The sequence below is a fragment of the Oleiphilus sp. HI0086 genome (genome assembly GCF_001635225.1).
Genome location: NZ_LWFZ01001496.1, coordinates 1 through 912, shown reverse-complemented (window position 1 = coordinate 912; position 912 = coordinate 1). Strand labels below are relative to the sequence as shown.

Annotated in this window: 2 pseudogenes; both read left to right on the top strand. The window is 47.6% G+C overall.

Annotated elements, in window-relative coordinates:
* Positions 1-418, top strand: a pseudogene (locus A3756_RS25355) (glycine dehydrogenase); the annotation flags it as partial.
* Positions 418-912, top strand: a pseudogene (locus tag A3756_RS25350) (aminomethyl-transferring glycine dehydrogenase subunit GcvPB); the annotation flags it as partial. The pseudogenes A3756_RS25355 and A3756_RS25350, both read left to right, overlap by 1 nt.

Genomic DNA, 912 nt, shown 5'->3' with positions numbered 1-912 from the left:
CGAGCAGCATATTCGCCGTTCTAAAGCGACTTCCAATATATGTACCAACCAAGGCTTGGCGGTTACAGCAGCAACGATTTATATGTCTTTGATGGGCTACAAGGGCCTTTCTCAGGTAGCGATGGCTTGTCATCAAAATACTCAAAAATTGCGCGCTAAGCTTGAAGCAATTGACGGAGTGTCAGTGCTGAATGGCGAAGCCTTCTTCCATGAACTGGTTGTACAGGTCGATAACGATGCTGATGCAGTACTTGAAAGCATGGCTGAGCAGGGCGTGTTAGCGGGCTATGGTCTTGAGCAACACTTTGATGCTTTGAAGAACTGTATTCTAGTGTGTGTGACTGAAGTGAAAAATGATGCCGACCTGGACTTATTCGCTAACGCGTTAAGCCGGGCGCTAGCAGGAGGAGAAGCCTAATGTTGATTTTTGAAAACGGTAGTCAGGGCAGAACAGCTTCGGCGCAATTACCTCCTAAAGCCGATAGCCAGGCGACCACGATTCCTCAGGAATTGCTACGTCAAAAGCCGGCGCTTATGCCAGAGGTATCTGAATTACAAACTGTGAGACACTTTACTAACTTGTCTCGCAAGAATTTCTCGATAGATACTCAGTTCTATCCCTTGGGCTCTTGTACGATGAAGTACAACCCAAAAGGTGCGCAGCGTGCAGCGAGTTTGCCGGGTTTTATATCTCGTCACCCTTTAGCGCCTGAGTCGCATAGCCAAGGTTACTTGTCATGTGTCTATGAGCTTCAGGAAGTACTTAAAGAAGTGACGGGTATGGCGGGTGTATCACTAAGCCCTATGGCCGGTGCACAAGGTGAATTCGCCGGTGTTGCGATGATCAAAGCCTATCACGAAGCACGTGAAGATTTTGGAAGAACTGAAATTATCGTTCCAGAAGCAGCTCAT